At 40.3% G+C, this 524-nt stretch carries 2 protein-coding genes; both read right to left on the bottom strand.

Annotated elements, in window-relative coordinates:
• Window positions 1-295: type IX secretion component PorD family protein (locus tag HC176_RS16005; RefSeq protein ID WP_245234923.1), on the bottom strand; the 295-nt coding region annotated here is incomplete at its 3' end.
• Window positions 288-524, bottom strand: a 237-nt coding sequence (locus HC176_RS16000; protein WP_280818698.1) for a phosphopantothenoylcysteine decarboxylase domain-containing protein, incomplete at its 5' end; no start/stop codon positions are given. The genes HC176_RS16000 and HC176_RS16005, both read right to left, overlap by 8 nt.

The raw sequence follows: 524 nt of genomic DNA, 5'->3' as shown, positions 1-524 counted from the left end.
AACCGTAAACAGGTCGTGAGGATTGCACCTGGATAGTGCCCGAAAAACTATTCCCGTCATAACTGGTAATGTTGATGAACATACTGCAGTTAATTCTTTCGTGAGGCAGGAAATCCTTATTGGTCCAACGGGTTTGATTAACAAATTCGGTTAGAGAATTTTGAAGCGTTTTAAAAACAGAAGCATTTGCCTGCCCCGTTTTTTCCGCACTTACCACCACCTGGCAATTAAGCTCCTGCCCTACCGTAGCCGTAACGAACATGACGAAAAACAATAAAACTAAAACTCTACTCATTGCTCAACAGGATAATTTCGTTCAGGATATCTTCTGCAACTTCTTTTTTTGATTTAAGATCAAAGGTTTTGATATTTCCGTTCTTGAACAGGATCTTGATTTTATTGGTTTCAGATTTGAATCCGGCACCTGAGTCGTTCAGGGAATTCAAAACGATGAAATCCAGGTTCTTTTTCTTTAGTTTTCCGGCCGCATTTTCCTCCTCATTCTCAGTTTCCAAAGCAAAGCC

The organism is Tamlana crocina, assembly GCF_012037625.1.
Note: the sequence above shows the minus strand (reverse complement) of the source record. Positions and strands in the feature narration are given on the sequence as shown.